11 protein-coding genes are annotated in these 19,363 nt (G+C 64.7%); 7 read left to right on the top strand and 4 right to left on the bottom strand.

Annotated features, from left to right (window positions below):
* Positions 1–71 precede the first annotated feature (71 nt).
* From P3C50_RS07915 to P3C50_RS07895, 5 genes are read left to right on the top strand one after another with little or no spacing between them, the layout of a single operon-like run.
* Positions 72–2,108 carry a methyl-accepting chemotaxis protein gene (locus P3C50_RS07915; RefSeq protein WP_275545581.1) on the top strand — a complete coding sequence of 679 codons (2,037 nt, stop codon included), beginning with the start codon at positions 72–74 and terminating at the stop codon, positions 2,106–2,108.
* A 60-nt stretch (positions 2,109–2,168) separates the two neighbouring features.
* Complete coding sequence (locus P3C50_RS07910) at positions 2,169–3,029, top strand: protein-glutamate O-methyltransferase (RefSeq protein WP_197858121.1); 861 nt, start codon at positions 2,169–2,171, stop codon at positions 3,027–3,029.
* 25 nt (positions 3,030–3,054) lie between these two features.
* Positions 3,055–10,329, top strand: a complete 7,275-nt coding sequence (locus tag P3C50_RS07905; RefSeq protein ID WP_275545580.1) for an Hpt domain-containing protein — start codon at positions 3,055–3,057, stop codon at positions 10,327–10,329.
* On the top strand, positions 10,326–11,345 hold the full coding sequence (locus P3C50_RS07900) for a chemotaxis protein CheB (RefSeq protein WP_275545579.1): 1,020 nt from the start codon (positions 10,326–10,328) through the stop codon (positions 11,343–11,345). Before P3C50_RS07905 ends, P3C50_RS07900 begins: the two co-directional genes overlap by 4 nt.
* Positions 11,346–11,355: 10 nt before the next feature.
* Positions 11,356–11,826, top strand: a complete 471-nt coding sequence (locus tag P3C50_RS07895; RefSeq protein ID WP_275545578.1) for a chemotaxis protein CheW — start codon at positions 11,356–11,358, stop codon at positions 11,824–11,826.
* Positions 11,827–11,904: 78 nt separating this feature from the next.
* Here P3C50_RS07895 and P3C50_RS07890 read toward each other — a convergent pair whose 3' ends face one another.
* The 3 genes from P3C50_RS07890 to P3C50_RS07880 form a co-directional block, all read right to left on the bottom strand.
* On the bottom strand, positions 11,905–13,377 hold the full coding sequence (locus tag P3C50_RS07890; protein ID WP_197858057.1) for an alanine/glycine:cation symporter family protein: 1,473 nt from the start codon (positions 13,375–13,377) through the stop codon (positions 11,905–11,907).
* Positions 13,378–13,588: 211 nt separating this feature from the next.
* Positions 13,589–14,308, bottom strand: a complete 720-nt coding sequence (locus tag P3C50_RS07885) for a 16S rRNA (uracil(1498)-N(3))-methyltransferase (RefSeq protein WP_275545577.1) — start codon at positions 14,306–14,308, stop codon at positions 13,589–13,591.
* Between the two features lie 88 nt (positions 14,309–14,396).
* Complete coding sequence (locus P3C50_RS07880; protein ID WP_275545576.1) at positions 14,397–15,803, bottom strand: adenosylmethionine--8-amino-7-oxononanoate transaminase; 1,407 nt, start codon at positions 15,801–15,803, stop codon at positions 14,397–14,399.
* A 258-nt stretch (positions 15,804–16,061) separates the two neighbouring features.
* Here P3C50_RS07880 and P3C50_RS07875 point away from each other — a divergent pair, with 258 nt between their 5' ends.
* Both P3C50_RS07875 and P3C50_RS07870 read left to right on the top strand, forming a co-directional pair.
* Complete coding sequence (locus P3C50_RS07875) at positions 16,062–16,607, top strand: cytochrome b (protein ID WP_275545575.1); 546 nt, start codon at positions 16,062–16,064, stop codon at positions 16,605–16,607.
* Between the two features lie 61 nt (positions 16,608–16,668).
* Positions 16,669–17,244 (top strand): YceI family protein, encoded by a 576-nt coding sequence (locus P3C50_RS07870; protein ID WP_275545574.1) that lies wholly within the window; start codon positions 16,669–16,671, stop codon positions 17,242–17,244.
* 124 nt (positions 17,245–17,368) lie between these two features.
* Here P3C50_RS07870 and P3C50_RS07865 read toward each other — a convergent pair whose 3' ends face one another.
* The gene (locus P3C50_RS07865) at positions 17,369–19,258 is read right to left on the bottom strand and encodes a DEAD/DEAH box helicase (protein WP_275545573.1); all 1,890 of its coding nucleotides are present in this window, start codon (positions 19,256–19,258) and stop codon (positions 17,369–17,371) included.
* Between the last annotated feature and the right edge of the window lie 105 nt (positions 19,259–19,363).

The raw sequence follows: 19,363 nt of genomic DNA, 5'->3' as shown, positions 1-19,363 counted from the left end.
GGGCCGGCTCTGCCGGCTCTTTGGCGTTACATGGGAACCCTAGTGCGGTCGGTCCAGGCGGGGGCCAGATAATGAAAAAACTAAATGCAGGCAATTTGTTGGCGGGGGCACGCAGCAGTACGCTGATCGCAGCGCTGTTCGTCGTGCTTATCGTTTCCATCGTGCTGTTGTTCGCGAACTTCGCCTACATCAACACCCAGTCCAACTACGATACCGAGTACATCAGCCACTCCGGTGAGCTGCGCGTACTGTCCCAGCGTATCGCCAAGAACGCCACGGAAGCGGCGGCGGGTACTGCCGAAGCCTTCGGTCTGTTGCGCGACGCGCGTAACGACTTCCAGCAGCGCTGGGGCTACCTGACTGATGGCGATGCCAGCAGCGGTTTGCCGCCGGCGCCCGAGTCGGTGCAGACGCAGATGGCTGCGGTACAGCAGGACTGGGATAGCCTGCGGCAGAACACCGACGCCATTCTCGCCAGCGAGCAGACTGTACTGTCGCTGCACCAAGTAGCCGCCACCCTGGCGGAAACCATCCCGCAGCTGCAGGTCGAGTACGAGGAAGTGGTCGACATCCTGCTGGAAAGTGGCGCGCCGGCCGCCCAGGTTTCCGTGGCCCAGCGTCAGTCGCTGCTGGCTGAACGTATCCTCGGTTCGGTGAACAAGGTACTGGCCGGTGACGAAGACTCGGTGCAGGCCGCCGACATGTTCGGCCGTGACGCCAGCCTGTTCGGTCGTGTACTGGCGGCGATGCTCGAAGGCAACGCCGCGATGGAAATCAGCCAGGTGACCGACGAGGAAGCCCTCGAGCGTCTGGCCGAGATTTCCGAGCTGTTCGAATTCGTATCCGGTTCGGTGGACGAGATTCTTGAGACCTCGCCGGAACTGTTCCAGGTGCGTGAGTCGGCGAACTCGATCTTCACCGTGTCGCAGACCCTGCTGGACAAGGCGTCCGAGTTGGCCGCCGGCTTCGAAGACCTCGCCGACGGCCGTGCCATCAACACCCTGTTCGGTTACGTGCTGGGTGGTCTGGCGCTGGGCTCGATCATTCTCATCGGCCTGGTGATGGTGCGTGAAACCAACCGCCGTCTGGCTGAAACCGCCGAGAAGAACGAACGTAACCAGGCGGCGATTCTGCGTCTGCTCGACGAAATCGCCGACCTCGCCGACGGTGACCTGACCGTGGCCGCGACGGTAACCGAAGACTTCACCGGTGCCATCGCCGACTCCATCAACTACTCCATCGACCAGCTGCGCGACCTGGTAGCCACCATCAACCTGACCGCCGTTCAGGTAGCTGGCGCGGCCCAGGAAACCCAGGCCACGGCGATGCACCTGGCCGAGGCTTCCGAGCACCAGGCGCAGGAAATTGCCGGCGCCTCCGCGGCGATCAACGAAATGGCCGTGTCGATTGACCAGGTATCGGCGAACGCCTCGGAATCCTCCGCGGTAGCGGAACGTTCCGTAGCCATCGCCAACAAGGGCAACGAAGTCGTACACAACACCATCACCGGCATGGATAACATCCGTGAGCAGATCCAGGACACCTCGAAGCGGATCAAGCGCCTCGGTGAATCGTCCCAGGAGATCGGTGACATCGTTAGCCTGATTAACGACATTGCCGACCAGACCAACATCCTCGCACTGAACGCCGCGATCCAGGCGTCCATGGCCGGTGATGCGGGCCGCGGCTTCGCCGTGGTAGCGGACGAAGTACAACGCCTCGCAGAACGTTCCTCTGCGGCGACCAAGCAGATCGAGGCGCTGGTAAAAACCATTCAGACCGACACCAACGAAGCCGTTATCTCCATGGAACAGACGACTTCCGAAGTGGTGCGCGGTGCCCGCCTGGCGCAGGACGCCGGTGTGGCACTGGAAGAGATCGAGAAGGTATCGAAGACCCTCGCGGCCCTCATCCAGAACATTTCCAACGCCGCTCGCCAGCAGGCCTCTTCGGCCGGCCACATTTCCAACACCATGAACGTGATCCAGGAGATCACCTCGCAGACGTCCTCGGGTACCACCGCCACCGCCAAGAGCATTGGTAACCTGGCCAAGATGGCCAGCGAGATGCGCAAGTCGGTGTCCGGCTTCACCCTGCCAGACGCCTGATAAAGGAGCGCGGAGGCTGGCTGCAGCCTCCGCATCACAGCCATGACCCAGGGCGAAGGTATGCAGTCAGCGGGCGTTTGGGCATTGCGCCCGGTGACCGATATGTCGCAAGCCGATTTCCACGACTGGCAGACGCTACTTGAGGCGCGTACCGGTGTGGTGATCAGCGAGCAGCGGCGCGCGTTCCTGCAGACCAACCTGAGTGCGCGCATGCGCGAATTGGGCGTCGAGGATTACGCCAGCTACTACCGTCAGGTTACCGATGGTCCGCGTGGCGCGGTGGAGTGGTCGACCCTGTTGGATCGGCTGACCGTGCAGGAAACCCGTTTCTTCCGTCATCCGCCTTCCTTCGAGGTGCTCTCGCAGTACCTGCAGGAGCGCCTGGCGGCAGGGCTGGGCAAGCCCTGGGAACTGTGGAGCGTGGGTTGCTCCAGTGGTGAGGAGCCTTATTCGCTGGCGATCATGGCCGCCGAAGCCCTGCAGGGCAGCGAGCTGCCCGAACACTTTGCGGTGACCGGTACGGATATCAGTCAAGGTGCACTGAGCAAGGCGCGTGAGGCGTGCTACTCGGCGCGGCGCCTGGAGCAGGTGAGTGACGAACTGCGCGAGCGCTACTTTCTCGCTCAGGCCGATGGACGTTTCAAGGTGGTACCGAGTCTGGCGGCGCGCGTATGCAGCGCCCGGCTCAATGTGCTGGAACTGGCCAAGGCGCCGATGTCCGGCATGGATGTGATTTTCTGTCAGAACTTGCTGATCTATTTCCGCCGCTGGCGTCGCCGCGACATCCTCAACCGCCTGGCTGAGAGCCTGGCGCCGGGTGGCCTGCTGGTCGTGGGCGTGGGCGAAGTAGCCGGTTGGCAGCACCCGCAACTGGTGCCGGTGGCCGACGAGCGAGTTCTGGCGTTTACCCGCAAGGGATAAGGCCAAGTTTATGAGTGGAGTGGCTATGGGTGATCGGCATGATTATGTCGCCCTGGAGTGGGTCAAAGGCGAGATCGGGGAAACCCTGAAGCAGGCGCGGCAGGCCCTGGAGGCGTTCGTCGAGAACCCGCAGGACCCCACGCGCATGCGCTTTTGCCTGACCTACGTGCACCAGGTTCACGGCACCTTGCAGATGGTCGAGTTCTACGGCGCAGCATTGCTCGCCGAAGAAATGGAACAGCTGGCCAAGGCGCTGATGGAAGGTCGCGTGGCCAACCAGGGCGAAGCCCTGGAAGTGCTGATGCAGGCCATCCTGCAATTGCCGGTGTACCTCGACCGTATTCAGACCGCTCGCCGCGACCTGCCGATGGTCGTGCTGCCGCTGCTCAACGACCTGCGCGCCGCCCGCGGCGAAAAGCTGCTGTCGGAAACCAGCCTGTTCTCCCCGGACATGTCCGCACGTCTGCCGGCGCTGCCCTCGGACAGCCTGGCGCGCTTGCGTACTGCCGAGCTGCCGGTTCTGTTGCGCAAGCTGCGGCAGATGCTGCAAATGGCGTTGGTCGGTGTGATCCGTGGCCAGGACCTGGCCACCAACCTCGGCTACATGGCGCGTGTGTTCGCTCGTCTGGAAAGCCTGTGCAAGGACGCCCCGCTGGGCGGCCTGTGGCAGATCGCCTCCGGCCTGATCGAAGGCCTGGCCAATGGCAGCGTGGTCAATGGCACCTCGGTGCGCACGCTGCTGCGCCAGGTCGACAAGGAGCTCAAGCGCCTGGTCGAGCAGGGCGCCGACGGCATCAACCAGCCCGCCCCAGACGAACTGACCAAGAACCTGCTGTTCTACGTGGCCAAGGCGCCAGCGCAGTCGCCGCGTATCCGTAGCCTCAAGGAACAATACCGTCTCGACGACGCACTGCCCGACAACGAGGTGGTGGACGAAGAGCGCGCCCGCCTGGCGGGTCCTGACCGTGATGCCATGCGCTCGGTGGTTGCCGCGCTGTGTGAGGAGCTGGTGCGGGTCAAGGACAGTCTCGACCTGTTCGTGCGCAGTGATCGCAGCCATCCCGGCGAGCTCGACGCCCTGCTGGCGCCGCTCAAGCAGATCGCCGATACCCTCGCGGTGCTGGGCTTCGGTCAGCCGCGCAAGGTGATTCTCGACCAGATCGACGTGGTCCATAGTCTGTCCCTTGGCCAGCGCGAGCCCAACGACGCCGTATTGATGGACGTCGCCGGTGCGCTGCTCTACGTCGAGGCGACCCTGGCCGGCATGGTCGGCCCGAGCGACGACAGCCCGAACGAGCAGAGTCACCTGCCGACCACCGATGTGGCGCAGATCCACCAGCTTGTCATTAAAGAGGCGCGCAACGGCCTGGAGCAGGCCAAGGACGCGATCATCGAGTTCATCGCCTCGCAGTGGAACCACGAGCATCTGGCCCGTGTGCCCGAGCTGCTGACCCAGGTCCGTGGTGGTCTGGCGATGATCCCGCTGCAGCGCGCCGCCGACCTGCTCAACGCCTGCAACCGCTACATCCAGGAACAGCTGCTGGCGCGCAAGGCCGTGCCCAACTGGCAGAGCCTGGACACCCTGGCCGATGCCATCACCAGCGTCGAGTACTACCTCGAACGCCTGGCCGAGGACCATGGCTCTCAGGGCGACCTGATACTCGATGTCGCCGAGGAGAGCCTGGAGACCCTGGGCTACCCGCTCAATGAAAAGCCATCGATCCTCGACCGCGTCGAACCGCAGGAAGAGAGCCTGGCGCCGCTGGCCGACCCGTTGCAGGAAATCGAGCTGCTGGGCGCCGAAGATGAACAACTCGAAGAGCCTCTGGCCGAGCTCGAACCGGCGTTCGAGCTGGACGAGCCTGCTGACGATGTTGTTGCCGAACTGCCAGCGCTGGACGACGAGCCCGAGCTGCCGAGCGCCAACGAAACGGTCGATACCTTCACTTTTGAACTGGATGAACTCGAAGAACTGCCCGCGCTACAGAGCGAGGAGACCGTCGCCGCGCCGTTGCTCGATGCCGAGCCCGAATCTGCGCTGGAACTCGAAGAGCTGAGCCTGGAGCAACTGGCCGAGACGCCGCAGTGGGACGAACTGGAACTGGCGGACCTGGAACTGCCGGAAGTCGAGCTGCCCAGCGCACCCGAGGTCACGCCCGAGGTTGACTCGCCGGCATTGGAGAAACCGCTGTCGATGGCCGATGTGATGGCTGCCCCGGTGCAGGCAATCAACCCGCCCGCCGCCGATGTGCCGCCGAGCCTGCTGCCGCCGCCTGCCGATGAAGAACCGGTGGACGAAGAACTGCTGGAAGTCTTCATCGAAGAAGCCGGTGAGGTGCTGGAAACCATCGCCGAGTACCTGCCGCAGTGGCAGGCCGATACCGCCAACAAGGACGCGCTGATCGAAGTCCGCCGCGCCTTCCATACCCTCAAGGGCAGTGGGCGCATGGTGCGTGCGCTGATCATCGGCGAACTGGCCTGGTCCATCGAGAACCTGCTCAACCGCGTGCTGGATCGCAGCATCGAGCCGGGCGAGTCGGTGCAACAGGTGGTGCTCGACGTCGTGGCGCTGATGCCGGCACTGGTCGAGGAGTTCGCCGCCAAGGCGCAGCGCCAGCGTGATGACGTCGACCTGTTGGCCGCCACCGCGCATGCGCTGGCCAAGGGGCAGACGCCCCCAAAATCTGACGCCCCGGCCGCCCAGCAGGTAGCCGAGCCCGCGGGCGTTGACCAAGCTACCGAGGTCGCCGGGCCGGTCGCCTCAAGCGACAACCAAGCGCTCGAAGGCGAGCCTGTCGATGGCGAGCCCCTCGACCCGCAGTTGCTGGAGATCTTCCGTAACGAGGCGGAAACCCATCTGGACACCCTGGTGGGCTTTCTCGCCGACTGCGCGCAGGAACTGCCGCAACCGGTGACCGATGACCTGCAGCGCGCCCTGCACACCCTCAAGGGCAGCGCGTACATGGCCGGTATCCTGCCGGTGGCGGAAATTGCCGCGCCGCTGGAGAAGCTGGTCAAGGAGTTCAAGACCAACCTGATTCAGGTCGATCTGGCGGCCGCCGAATTGCTCAGCAGCGCCGAGGGCCTGTTCCGCACCGGTCTCGATAACCTGGAAAGCCAGCCGTTGGCGCCGATTCCCGGTGCCGAGGCGTTTCTGGCACGAGTGCAGGCGCTGCATCAGGAGCGTCTGGCCAATGCCGAAAACGAGCGTATGGCGCAAAGCGGCGAGAGCCGTGATCCGCAGCTGATCAGCATCTTCCTCGCTGAAGGCATGGACATCCTGCTCGATGCCGAGGACCTGCTGCGCAAATGGCGTGAGCACCCGTCCGAGCGCCAGGAGTTGTCTGCACTGCTGGAAGAGCTGACCACCCTCGGCCGTGGTGCCGAGATGGCCGAGCTGCCGCAGATCGACGAGCTGTGCGAAGCCCTGCTGGACCTTTACGGCGCCGTCGAAGAAGGCAGCCTGGCCGTCAGCGAGCGCTTCTTTGATGAGGCGGAAAAGGCTCACGAAGCGCTGATCGGCATGATGGATCAGGTCGCCGCCGCCTTGCAGGTCAGCCCGCAACCCGAGCGGGTACAAGCGCTGCGCGAGCTGCTCAGCGAAGCCATCGATCCCAATACCCTGGCCTTGCTGACGCCTGGCGCCGAGGGGCTGGAAATCACCGAGCTCGATCAGGCCATGGTTGAGCTGGAGCAGGCCGATAGCGAGCCGCAGAGCCTGGATGAGCAGGTTGCCGAGGCGGAGTTCATCGAGGAGACGGTCGAAGCGCCGCAGGCCGAAGCGCAGGTCGAAGATGACCCGAGCGCGGCCGATGCCGAACTCGACGAGGAAATGGTGGAAATCTTCCTCGAAGAGGCGGTGGACATTCTGGAGAGTGCCGGTCAGGCGCTGGAGCGCTGGCTCGGCGAGCCGGACAATACCCTGCCGTTGTCCTCGCTGCAGCGCGACCTGCACACCCTCAAAGGCGGTGCGCGCATGGCCGCGATTCGCCCGATCGGTGACCTGGGCCACGAGCTGGAGTCGCTCTACGAAGGCCTGGTCGACCGCCGTTACAACCACTCGCCGGAGCTGGGCAGTCTGCTGCAGCAAAGCCATGACCGCCTGGCGCAGATGCTCGACCAGTTGCAGGCGCGCCGGCCGCTGGTCTCGGGCGACGACCTGAACCAGGCGATCCGGCAGTTCCGTCAGGGCGGCACGCCGCAAAGCCTGTCGGCCGCCGTTGCTCAGATCGAGCCTGAGGCGGATGACGAGCCAGCCGAGGCGCAGGCGGAAAGCTTCGAGCTGCCGCCCCTGGCGCTGGTCGAAGACGAGATCGTGTTCGATGACGAGCCACAAGCCGGGCCTGAGGCCGAGTTGCCGCTGATCGACGAGGTCGAGCTCGTTCTGCCCGAAGACGAGCTGCCGCCGAGCGAAGCTGTTGCCGAGCCCGAGCCCGAGCCCGAGCCCGAGGCGCAGGATGCAGCGCTGGCCAACTGGCACGACGAGCGTGATCCCGAGCTGGTGGAGATTTTCCTCGAAGAAGGTTTCGACATCATCGATAGCGCCGGCGCCGCGCTGCAGCGCTGGATGGCCGATGTCGACAACAGCCTGGAGCTGGAAGCCCTGCAGCGCGACCTGCACACGCTCAAGGGCGGGGCGCGCATGGCCGAGATTCGCGAGATCGGCGATCTGGCTCACGAACTGGAATTCCTCTACGAAGGCCTCGGCGCCGGTCGCCTGCGCGCCAGCCCGGAACTGTTCAGCCTGCTGCAGGCTTGCCACGACCGTCTGGCCGAGATGCTCGAAGCCGTGCGCGGTCAGCGCGCGGTGCCGCAGGGCGATGCCCTGATCGAGACCATCAAGCGCTTCCGGGCCAACCCTGACGAGCAGCTCAGCATGCCGTCGGCGGTGCAGCTCAAGGCGGTGGTCGAGCGCGACGAAGCCGAAGAAGCGGATAGTGACATCCTCGATATCTTCCTCGAAGAAGGCGACGACCTGCTCGAGGCGATGGAAACCGCCGTCGGCCGCTGGGAAGAACAGCGCGACGACAGCAATGCCATCGACGAGATGCTGCGCATCCTGCACACCCTCAAGGGCGGTGCACGCCTGGCTGGGCAGAAGCGTCTTGGCGACCTGAGTCACGACCTGGAACAGCATCTGAGCGAAGCGCTGCAACAGGGCGCGCCCTGGCCTGACAGCCTGTTGCTGGACGTGCAGTCCGGTTTCGAAGGGCTGCAGCAGGAACTCGACCTGCTGCGCCAGCGCCTCAGCGCCAGCCTTGCCGATGAAGCGGTGGCTGCGCCTGTCATCGAGGCGGAGCCTGAGCCAACGGTCACCACGCTGCGCAACCCGATCGTCGCCGCCAGCGAAGTGCCGGCTCAGGTGCAGGCGCCGAAGGTGCTGCCGTTCGTACAGCGCGCCCAGGCGGCCGCTCAGGAAGCCGCTGCCCGTCGCGCCCCGCAGGAGCTGGTCAAGGTGCCGGCCGAGCTGCTCGAGGGTCTGGTCAACCTGGCGGGTGAGACCTCGATCTTCCGCGGTCGTGTCGAGCAGCAGGTCAGCGATGTCAGCTTCACCCTGAGCGAGATGGAAGCGACCATCGACCGGGTGCGCGACCAGTTGCGCCGTCTCGATACCGAGACCCAGGCGCAGATTCTCAGCCGTTACCAGGCCGAGGCCGAGCGCGCCGGCTACGAAGACTTCGACCCGCTGGAGATGGATCGTCACTCGCAACTGCAGCAGCTCTCGCGTGCGCTGTTCGAGTCCGCCTCCGACTTGCTCGATCTCAAGGAAACCCTGGCGGCGAAGAACCGCGACGCCGAGACCCTGCTGCTGCAACAGGCGCGGGTGAACACCGAGCTGCAGGAAGGCTTGATGCGCACGCGCATGGTGCCGTTCGACCGCCTGGTGCCGCGCCTGCGCCGTATCGTCCGCCAGGTGGCCGGCGAGCTGGGCAAGCAGGTCGAGTTCGTCGTCGGCAACGCCGAAGGGGAAATGGACCGTACCGTGCTCGAGCGCATCGTCGCGCCGCTGGAGCACATGCTGCGTAATGCCGTCGATCATGGTATCGAGTTGGCCGAGGTGCGCCGCGCCGCCGGCAAGCCGGACACCGGCACCATCCGCCTCAATCTTGGCCGCGAGGGCGGCGACATCGTCCTCACCCTGGACGATGACGGTGGCGGCATCCGTCTGGAGGCCGTGCGCCGCAAGGCCATCGAGCGTGGCCTGATGGATGCCGACAGCGACCTCAGCGACCACGAGGTGCTGCAATTCATCCTCGAGGCCGGTTTCTCCACGGCAGAGAAGGTCACGCAGATTTCCGGGCGTGGCGTCGGCATGGACGTGGTGCATTCGGAGGTCAAGCAGCTCGGTGGTTCGATGAGCATCGACTCGAGCCTGGGCCAGGGCACGCGCTTCACCATTCGCCTGCCGTTCACCGTGTCGGTCAACCGCGCGCTGATGGTGTACTCCGGCGAAGACCTGTATGCCATCCCGCTCAACACCATCGAAGGTATCGTGCGCGTCTCGCCCTACGAGCTGGAGGCCTACTACGCCCCCGATGCGCCGCGCTTCGAATACGCCGGCCAGGCGTACGAGCTGAAGTACCTGGGCGACCTGCTGAACAACGGCCAGCAACCCAAGCTGGTAGGTCAGAGCCTGCCGCTGCCGGTGATCCTGGTGCGCTCCAGCGAGCACGCCGTGGCGGTGCAGGTGGACAGCCTGGCTGGCTCGCGCGAGATCGTGGTGAAGAGCCTCGGCCCGCAGTTCGCCGGAGTGCATGGGATTTCCGGTGCGACCATCCTCGGTGACGGCCGCGTGGTGGTGATCCTCGATCTGCTGGCGACCATTCGTGTGCTGCACGCGCATCTGCAGAATCAGCTGACGCCGCGCCTGGCCTCGCGTCAGGCCGCAGCCAACGAGGACGTGGAAGTCGACCGTCCGACGTTGGTCATGGTGGTGGACGACTCGGTCACCGTGCGCAAGGTTACCAGCCGCCTGCTCGAGCGTAACGGCATGAACGTGGTCACCGCCAAGGACGGTGTGGACGCCATCGCCCAGCTGCAGGAGCATAAGCCCGACATCATGCTGCTGGACATCGAGATGCCGCGCATGGACGGCTTCGAGGTGGCCACCCTGGTGCGTCACGACGAGCGCCTGAAGGACCTGCCGATCATCATGATCACCTCGCGGACCGGCGAGAAGCACCGCGAGCGGGCCATGGCCATCGGCGTCAATCAGTACCTCGGCAAGCCTTATCAGGAATCCTTGCTGCTCGACACCATTGCACAGTTGGTGGATAGCCACCGGGTCAAACGGACATGACAGACAAATCCTCCGCGCGTATCGCAGTAATCGCCGACACCTCGCTGCAGCGCCATGTGCTGCAGCAGGCATTGGCCGGTGGCGGCTACCAGGTGGTACTCAACAGCGACCCGGCACGCCTCGACGAGCAAGCGCTGGCGGCCTGTGAGACCGACCTGTGGCTGGTGGACCTTGCGCAATCGGAAGATTCTCCGCTGGTCGACAGCCTGCTGGAGCGCGCCAGCGCCCCGGTGCTGTTCGGCGAGGGCCACGCGCCCGAGCGCCATTCGGAAAACTACCCGCGCTGGGAGCGCAGCCTGTTCAGCAAGCTCAAGCGCCTGGTCGGTGACCCGACCCAGGCGGTCGGCCCCAGCCTGCAGGCGCTGCTCGACGAGGCGCAGCGCCCGGCGCGGCTGGAGCTGCCGCAGGTGCTGGCCAACACGCCGCTGAAAGCCGGTGAGCCAGCACGCCAGGTCTGGCTGCTGGCGGCTTCGCTGGGCGGCCCGGCGGCGGTCAAGGCCTTCCTCGATGCGTTGCCGGGTGGCCTGCCCATCGGTTTCATCTATGCCCAGCACATCGACGCCAGTTTCGAGGCGACATTGCCGCAGGCAGTCGGGCGCCACAGCCAGTGGCACGTCAACGCGGCGCGGCATGGCGACCCGGTGCGCTGTGGCGAGGTGGTGGTGGCGCCGATCACTCGCGAGCTGGGCTTTGCCGAAGACGGCGCGATGCAGATTGCCGAGCGCGGCTGGCCCGAACCCTACAGCCCCTCTATCGATCAGATGATGCTCAACCTGGCGCAGCAGTTCGGTGCCCAGTGCGGCGTGATCGCCTTCAGCGGCATGGGCAGCGACGGCAGTGCTGCCGCCGCCTACGTCAAGCGCCAGGGCGGGGTGATCTGGACCCAGCGCGCCGACAGCTGCGCCAGCCCGAGCATGCCTGACAGCCTGCGTGAGGGCGGCTACAGCAGCTTCAGCGCCGACCCGCGCGAGCTGGCCGTGGCGCTGGTCAATCACCTCGCCGAACATTGCAGTTGAGGACGTTTCAATGAGCCAAGCCGTCGCCACCCAGAACAGCGCCGCCGGTCTTACCGGCCTGCTGGTGCCCCTGGTCGACCGCACCCTGCTGCTGCCCAACGTGGCGGTGGCCGAGCTGATTCCCTATCGCGCGCCGCAGGTCAGCGAGGGCACGCCCGACTGGTTTCTCGGGCAGGTCGCCTGGCGTGACCTGCGCTTGCCGTTGCTGTCCTTCGAAGCCGCCAGCGGTGCCCAGGCGCCGGTCGCCAGCGGTGCCCGCGTGGCGGTGATCAACGCCCTGGGCGGGCGGCCCAAGGTCAAGTTCATCGCTCTGCTGGTGCAGGGCATTCCGCGCTCGCTGAAGGTCGGTAGCGACCTGCCGGCAGCCGATGTCGAGCTGGCGCCGCTGGAGCTGGGCGCCGCGCGCGTCGGTGACGACGTGGTGCGCATTCCGGATCTGGCCGCGCTGGAGCAACTGCTTGCCGATGCCGGCCTGATCTGAAGTTAGCCCGCGCTAAGGCGAGCGCCCATGAAAAAGCCCCGGCACTGGCCGGGGCTTTTCATTACTGCGGTAGGCTGATCAGCGCTGCGGTTGCTGCGCTTCGGTCTTGTCCGCAGTCCGGTTGTCTTCCGAGGTCCAGTAGTCAGCATTGGTGATGCCGAGTTTCTCCGGGTTGAATACCGGGTCCTTACCCTCGTCCAGCTGCTGCTCGTAGTCCTTCAGGCACTTGTAGGCGACCTTGTGCATGAGCAGGATGGCGATGATGTTCAGCCAGGCCATCAGGCCTACACCGAGGTCACCCAGGTCCCAGGCGAAGGTGGCGGTGTGCACGGTGCCGTAAACGGTAGCCGCGATGATGCCGAACTTCAGCAGCAGGGTGAGGATGGGACGCTTCACCTTGCGGTTGATATAGGCAATGTTGGTTTCGGCGATGTAGTAGTACGCCAGGATGGTGGTGAAGGCGAAGAAGAACAGGGCAATGGCGACGAAGGCATTGCCGAAGCCCGGCATCATGTTCTCCATCGCGGTCTGCACGTAGCCCGGACCGGCAGCGACACCGGCGATACCGGTGAACATCGCGCTGCCATCGGGCGCCTGCACGTTGTACTGACCGGTGATCAGCAGCATGAAGGCGGTAGCGGAGCAGACGAACAGGGTGTCGATGTAGACCGAGAAGCCCTGAACCAGGCCCTGCTTGGCCGGGTGGCTGACGGCAGCAGCCGACGAAGCATGCGGGCCAGTACCCTGACCGGCTTCGTTGGAGTACACGCCGCGCTTGACGCCCCACTGGATGGCCAGGCCGACAATGGCGCCGAAGCCGGCCTCAAGGCCGAAGGCGCTCTTGACGATCAGCATCACGACTTCCGGCAGCTGAGAGATGTTCAGCAGGATGATCACCATCGCGACCAGGATGTAGCCCAGCGCCATGAATGGCACGACCACCTGAGTGAAGTGGGCGATGCGCTTGACGCCACCGAAGATGATCAGACCGATCAGCACGGCCAGTACGGCGGCGGTGACGTTCGGGTCGATACCGAAGGCGGTGTTCACGCTGGAGGCGATGGAGTTGGCCTGTACGCCCGGCAGCAGCAGGCCGCAGGCGAACACGGTAACGATGGCGAACAGCCAGGCGTACCACTTCAGACCCAGGCCACGTTCGATGTAGAAGGCCGGGCCACCACGGTATTCACCGTTGAGCTTTTCCTTGTACACCTGGCCGAGGGTGGACTCGACGAACGCCGAGCTGGCGCCGAGGAAGGCCACCATCCACATCCAGAACACGGCACCTGGACCACCGAAGGTGATCGCGGTGGCCACACCGGCGATGTTGCCGGTACCGACGCGACCGGCGAGGGTCATGGTCAGGGCTTGGAAGGAGGTGATGCCATGTTCATCGGTCTTGCCGGTGAACATCAGGCGAATCATTTCTTTGAAGTGGCGAACCTGGAGAAAGCGGCCGCGTAGGGAGAAGTAGAGACCAACGCCGAGACACAGATAGATCAGCGCCGGGCTCCAGACCAGACCGTTTAGGGTCGAGACCAGTTCGTTCATGCAATGCTCCTGGGCATGCGGCCGCCTTTTGGGCGGTGCCGAGGCCCGTTGTTTGTTATTGGAAGAGAACGACGCTGCGGGGCGCCGGCCTCGGCCGCGCGCGGGTCGCTGGTGAGCGGGTCGCGCGTGCGGCGCGCAGAGCATGACAAAGACTGCCGGACTTGCAATCTCTTGAGGTCACATTTTGTTACGGCAAGGCGACATTTTGCGCCTAGAGGTCGCCCCAGAGCTGCTGAGCGACACTCAAGGCCACCACGGGGGCCGTTTCCGTGCGCAAAACCCGTGGTCCGAGGCGGGCGGCATGGAAGCCGGAGCCTCTGGCCTGGTCGACTTCGGCATCGCTCAAACCGCCTTCCGGGCCGATCAGAAATGCCAGCGAGCGCGGCGGGGTATGGCCGACCCAGGGCTCTGCGACCGGGTGCAGTACCAGCTTCAGGTCGGCTTCGATCTGCTGCAGCCAGGCGTCCAGCTCCAGCGGCGGATGGATCAGCGGCAGCACCGAGCGGCCGCATTGCTCGCAGGCGCTGATCGCCACCTGGCGCCAGTGCGCCATACGCTTGTCGGCGCGCTCGTCCTTCAGGCGTACCTCGCAGCGCGCCGAGACGATCGGGGTGATTTCGCTGACACCGAGCTCGGTGGCTTTCTGGATCGCCCAATCCATGCGCTCGCCGCGCGACAGGCCCTGGCCCAGATGGATGCGCAGCGGAGATTCGCTGAGCCCGGCGACAGATTCGCGCAGCTCGACGCGCACGCTTTTCTTGCCCACCTCGATCAGCTCGCCCAGGTATTCCTGGCCGCTGCCGTCGAACAGCTGCACGGCATCGCCCACGGCATGGCGCAGCACACGACCGATGTAGTGGGCCTGTGCCTCGGGCAGTTCGTGCTGGCCAAGGGAGAGCGGGGCGTCGATGAAGAAACGGGATAGGCGCATAAGGACAGCTGCAGGCGGCAAGTGGAAAACCGCAAGTGTAAAGCAACGGCGCTGGCTTTTACTTGCAGCTTGGGGCTTGCGGTTGCTTCTAGCCCGGATCGCGATGATCCGGATAGTGGCTGTTGTCCACCGCCACGCTGACCGATTCGCGCGTGGCGATATCGATGCCTTCGCTGGCCACCTCGGCGAGGAAATCGATCTCCTCCGGGCTAATCACGTACGGCGGCAGGAAATACACCACGCTGCCCAGCGGGCGCAGCAGCGCGCCACGCTCCAGTGCATGCTGATACACGCGCAGGCCGCGGCGCTCCTGCCAGGGATAGGCGGTCTTGGCGGCCTTGTCCTGCACCATCTCGATGGCCAGGGCCATGCCGGTCTGGCGCACTTCGGCGACATGCGGGTGATCGGCCAGGTGCGCTGTGGCGCTGGCCATGCGCGCTGCCAGGGCCTTGTTGCGTTCGATCACATCGTCATCGCGGAAGATGTCCAGGGTCGCCAGCGCGGCGGCACAGGCCAGCGGGTTGCCGGTGTAGGTGTGCGAGTGAAGGAAGGCACGCAGCGTGGCGTAGTCGTCGTAGAAGGCGCCATAGACGTCATCGGTGGTCAGCACCGCGGCCATCGGCAGGTAGCCGCCGGTCAAAGCCTTGGACAGCACCAGGAAGTCCGGGGTGATGCCGGCCTGCTCACAGGCGAACATGGTGCCGGTGCGGCCGAAGCCGACGGCGATCTCGTCATGGATCAGGTGCACGCCGTAGCGGTCGCAGGCCTCGCGCAACAGCTTGAGGTAGATCGGGTGGTACATGCGCATGCCGCCGGCGCCCTGGATCAGCGGCTCGACGATCACTGCGGCGACTTCGTGGTGATGCTCGGCCAGCGTCTGCTCCATGTGCGCGAACATGACACGCGAGTGTTCCTCCCAGCTCACGCCTTCTGGGCGCAGGTAGCAGTCCGGGCTGGGCACCTTGATCGTGTCGAGCAGCAGCGCCTTGTAGGTATCGGTGAACAGCGACACGTCGCCCACCGACATCGCCGCCACGGTTTCGCCGTGATAACTGTTGCTCAGGGTGACGAAGCGCTTCTTGTCGGCCTGGCCCTTGTTGAGCCAGTAGTGAAAGCTCATTTTCAAGGCCACCTCGATGCCCGAGGAGCCGTTGTCGGCATAGAACACCTTGTTCAGACCGGCCGGAGTGATCTGCACCAGACGTTCGGACAACTCGATCACCGGCTGATGGGTGAAGCCAGCCAGCATCACGTGTTCGAGGCTTTCCAGCTGCTCGCGGATGCGCGCATTGATGCGTGGGTTGGCATGGCCGAAGACGTTCACCCACCAGGAGCTGACCGCATCCAGATAGCGCTTGCCATCGAAGTCTTCCAGCCAGACACCGGTGGCCTTGCGAATCGCCACCAGCGGCAGGCGCTCGTGATCCTTCATCTGGGTGCAGGGGTGCCACAACACGTCGAGATCGCGTTGCATCCAGTGATCGTTCAGGCTCATGAGCTATCTCCCAATGTTCGGCGGCACAGCCTACCAGAAGCCGCCGCAGGGGCGTGGCCGCTGCCGTCGGTCCGGTGTTACGTACCGTCGGCGCTGCTGGCGATGAACTTTGCGCCGAGCACTGGGCACCAAGCGGGTCGGTACTCAGGCGTTCGAAGCCAGATATCGCATTTCTCGATGTTTCATAGCGAAAAATTCCGCTTTAAATCGATATATTTGCCGTTAGTCTTGCTCGGAATCTGAATCAGGAAAGCCCCCATGCAATGGCGCAACACCTCTGCTCGTTATGGTCTGGTCAGCGTGCTGCTGCACTGGCTGGTCGCGTTGGCCGTATTCGGTCTGTTCGGCCTTGGCTTCTGGATGGTGGGGCTTAGCTATTACGACCCGTGGCGGCAGAGCGCGCCCGACCTGCACAAAAGCATCGGCATCCTGTTGTTCGCCGTCATGCTGCTGCGTGTGCTGTGGCGCCTGCTCAATCCGGCGCCGGCTGCTCTGGCCAGCCACGGCCAGCTCACTCGCCTGGCCTCCAAGCTGGGGCATGGTGTGCTCTATCTCGGCCTGTTTGGCGTGATGATCTCCGGTTACCTGATCTCCACCGCCGATGGCCGTGGTATCGAGTTATTCGGACTGTTCAGCGTGCCGGCCACCGTGACCGGTATCCCGCAACAGGAAGACATCGCAGGCGCCATCCACGAATACCTGGCCTGGGGCCTGGTGATCTTCGCCGGCCTGCATGGCCTGGCTGCACTCAAACACCATTTCATCGACCGCGACAGCACCCTGCTGCGGATGTTCGGGCGCTGAAGCATTTCATAACCGGGCCCATGCCCACCTAGATCGACAACCTCGCAAGGAGAACTCCCACATGTTGAAGAACGCCCTCGCTGTACTGGTACTCGGCTCCGCTCTGATCGGCGGTCAGGCCATGGCGGCCGATTACGTCATCGACAAGCAAGGCCAGCACGCTTTCGTCAACTTCAAGATCAGCCACCTGGGTTACAGCTGGCTGTATGGCACCTTCAAGGACTTCGACGGCAAGTTCAGCTTCGACGCCGCCAAGCCCGAAGAGAGCAAGGTCAGCGTGAACCTGAAGACCGCCAGCGTCGACACCAACCATGCCGAGCGCGACAAGCACATCCGCAGCGCCGACTTCCTCAACGCCAGCAAGCACGACACCGCGACCTTCGAGTCCACTTCGGTCAAGTCCACTGGCGAAGGCACCGCTGACATTACCGGTAACCTGACCCTAAACGGCGTGACCAAACCGGTCGTCATCGCGGCCAAATTCATCGGCGAAGGCAAGGACCCGTGGGGCGGCTACCGCGCCGGCTTCGAAGGCACCACCACCCTGAAGCTGAAGGATTTTGACATCGCCATGGACCTCGGCCCGGCTTCGGAAACCGTCGAGCTGATCATCTCGGTCGAAGGTATTCGTCAGTAAAGAAAGCGGCCGCTTGCGGCCAGCTGATTTGCCCAAAGGACGGGAGAGGGCTGGTTCTCCAGTGGCCTCTCCCCCCTAAACAAAAACGCCGCCCATTGGGCGGCGTTTTCGTTTGCGCGTCAGCTTACTCGTCGCGATTACGCGTGAGCAGCGCCGGCTTCTCGCCACGCGGACGGCTGTTGTTGCTCAGCTCGTCGAGTTGCTCGGCAGTGGGGAAGCGATCCAGGCGCGAGCCCTTGTGCATGATGACCGGCTGCTTCTCGCGCGGGTTACGCACGGCCGCATCGGAGCGTGGCAGCTCGTCGCGGTCGAGCGAGGTGATCCGGCCGTCACTGGCTGGGCGACCACGGCCACGATTGGCACCGTTACGCCCCTGACCACCCTGGCCGGCCTGGCCGCCACCCTGGCGACGGTTCTTGCCTGCACCGTTGCCGCCGCCGCCGTTGTTGCGCGGCCCCTTGCCGTTCTGGCGCGGCTGCCCCTGCGGCGCGCCATTGGCCGGTGCGCCACCGGAGCGACGGCCACGACCCTGCTGCTTGTTCTGGTTCGGGCTGACGTAGTCGACGCGGTTACCGAAGTTGTCGATATCGTCGTCGAGGAATTCTTCCGGATCACGATCCGGCGGCAGCGCCGGGATGGCTGCCGCGGCCTGACCCTGGCCGCCGTTGCGCTGGCCCTGGCCACGACGGCCCTGGCCTTGCGGCTTGGCCTTCTGCTCCTTGCCGCCGTCCTTACCCTTGTCCTTGCGGCCGCCGCTGTGGCGCTCGCCCTTGGGCTTGTCGCCGCCTTCGGCCTTCTGCTTCTTCTGGCCGGCATTGCGCGGTTGGCGCGGCTCGCGCACTTCCGGGCGCTCCGCTTCAACGGCGCTGGCATCGAAGCCCATCAGATCGCCATCGGGGATCTTCTGCTTGGTCATGCGCTCGATGCTTTTCAGCAGCTTCTCTTCGTCCGGGGCGACCAGCGAGATGGCCTCGCCGCTACGGCCTGCGCGGCCGGTACGGCCGATACGGTGGACGTAGTCTTCCTCGACATTGGGCAGCTCGAAGTTGACCACATGCGGCAGCTGGTCGATATCCAGGCCGCGGGCGGCGATATCGGTGGCAACGAGGATGCGCACCTGGTTCGCCTTGAAGTCGGCCAGGGCCTTGGTGCGCGCGTTCTGGCTCTTGTTGCCGTGGATCGCGGCAGCCGGCAGGCCGTGCTTGTCGAGGTACTCGGCGAGGCGGTTGGCGCCGTGCTTGGTGCGGGTGAACACCAGCACCTGTTCCCAGGCACCCTGAGTGATCAGGTGGGCGAGCAGGGCGCGCTTGTGGCTGGCAGCCAGGCGGAACACGCGCTGCTCGATACGCTCGACCGTGGTGTTCGGCGGGGTGACCTCGATGCGCTCGGGGTTATGCAGCAGCTTGCCGGCCAGGTCGGTGATGTCCTTGGAAAAGGTCGCCGAGAACAGTAGGTTCTGGCGCTTGGCCGGGAGGCGGGCGAGGACCTTTTTCACGTCATGGATGAAGCCCATGTCGAGCATGCGGTCGGCTTCGTCCAGCACGAGGATTTCCACGTGGGACAGGTCGACGCTGCCTTGCCCGGCCAGGTCGAGCAGACGGCCCGGGCAGGCGACGAGTACGTCGACACCCTTGGCCAATGCCTGGACCTGCGGGTTCATGCCGACACCGCCGAAGATGCAGGCGCTGACGAATTTAAGGTCACGTGCGTAGATCTTGAAGCTGTCGTGGACCTGGGCGGCCAGCTCGCGGGTGGGCGTCAGCACCAGCACGCGCGGTTGTTTCGGGCCGTGGCGCTGTTCGCGGTCCGGGTGGCCGGCGGGGAACAGACGCTCGAGAATCGGCAGGGCGAAACCTGCGGTCTTGCCCGTGCCCGTTTGCGCCGCCACCATGAGGTCGCGACCTTGCAACACGGCGGGAATGGCCCGCTGTTGCACCGGAGTGGGCTGGGTGTAGCCGGCGGATTCGATCGCACGGACTAGAGCCTCGGAGAGACCGAGGGAAGCAAAGGACATGGGCAATCCTGTACGTAGTGAGGGCGTGGCCCTATGGGGTGATATTGCCTGGCTTGAATCATGCGTGGGGCGCGTGATCCCGTCCGGTACTGCTGGCTTCTGGGA

The sequence above is a fragment of the Pseudomonas sp. Marseille-Q0931 genome (genome assembly GCF_940789645.1).
Classification (GTDB): Bacteria; Pseudomonadota; Gammaproteobacteria; order Pseudomonadales; family Pseudomonadaceae; genus Aquipseudomonas.
This window is presented reverse-complemented; position numbering and strand designations above follow the sequence as displayed.

Excerpts from the sequence above, each read along its gene's own strand:
- P3C50_RS07905 (WP_275545580.1), top strand. The coding sequence starts at position 3,055 with ATGGGTGATCGGCATGATTATGTCGCCCTGGAGTGGGTCAAAGGCGAG.
- P3C50_RS07885 (WP_275545577.1), bottom strand. The coding sequence starts at position 14,308 with ATGCGCCTATCCCGTTTCTTCATCGACGCCCCGCTCTCCCTTGGCCAG.
- P3C50_RS07910 (WP_197858121.1), top strand. The coding sequence starts at position 2,169 with ATGCAGTCAGCGGGCGTTTGGGCATTGCGCCCGGTGACCGATATGTCG.
- P3C50_RS07865 (WP_275545573.1), bottom strand. The coding sequence starts at position 19,258 with ATGTCCTTTGCTTCCCTCGGTCTCTCCGAGGCTCTAGTCCGTGCGATC.
- P3C50_RS07870 (WP_275545574.1), top strand. The coding sequence starts at position 16,669 with ATGTTGAAGAACGCCCTCGCTGTACTGGTACTCGGCTCCGCTCTGATC.
- P3C50_RS07915 (WP_275545581.1), top strand. The coding sequence starts at position 72 with ATGAAAAAACTAAATGCAGGCAATTTGTTGGCGGGGGCACGCAGCAGT.
- P3C50_RS07900 (WP_275545579.1), top strand. The coding sequence starts at position 10,326 with ATGACAGACAAATCCTCCGCGCGTATCGCAGTAATCGCCGACACCTCG.
- P3C50_RS07895 (WP_275545578.1), top strand. The coding sequence starts at position 11,356 with ATGAGCCAAGCCGTCGCCACCCAGAACAGCGCCGCCGGTCTTACCGGC.
- P3C50_RS07880 (WP_275545576.1), bottom strand. The coding sequence starts at position 15,803 with ATGAGCCTGAACGATCACTGGATGCAACGCGATCTCGACGTGTTGTGG.
- P3C50_RS07875 (WP_275545575.1), top strand. The coding sequence starts at position 16,062 with ATGCAATGGCGCAACACCTCTGCTCGTTATGGTCTGGTCAGCGTGCTG.
- P3C50_RS07890 (WP_197858057.1), bottom strand. The coding sequence starts at position 13,377 with ATGAACGAACTGGTCTCGACCCTAAACGGTCTGGTCTGGAGCCCGGCG.